1 pseudogene is annotated in these 458 nt (G+C 46.3%); it reads right to left on the minus strand.

The features are described 5' to 3' along the window. Positions 1–458 (minus strand): annotated as a pseudogene (locus tag CIK04_RS31245) (tyrosine-type recombinase/integrase); the annotation flags it as partial.

The following is a 458-nucleotide window of genomic DNA, read 5'->3' on the forward strand; positions in this document are numbered from 1 at the left end:
TCCTGTACAACCTGTTTAAGTGCTTTTTGTGCTCCTTGATCATTAAACGCGACATCACAACACTTACCTTTGCTTGGGAATAACAGTTTGGGATGTCGGTGTGTACACCAGTATCGGCGTAAGGCGTGAAGCGTTCTGTGAGGGAGTGGTACCAGTCGGTCTTTACCGCCTTTTCCATAGCGAACATGGACTTGCATATTGTGACTGTCGATATCGGAGATGGTGAGATTGAGAGCCTCATTAATCCGCAGCCCATCGTGTATAACGTTAAGAATAACACTCGGTAACGGGGTTCTCGGGTGGTGTTAATAATCTGAGCGACTTGCTCAGGAGAAATGATATTCGGGAGACGTTTTACTTTCGGAGGTTTGATGATTCCGATCCATTCCCACTGCTTGTTGAGCGTATGTTTGTAGAAGAATTGAAGCCCACAGCGGTCAAGTTTAATCGTGCTCCAG

The organism is Vibrio sp. 03_296, from assembly GCF_002265885.1.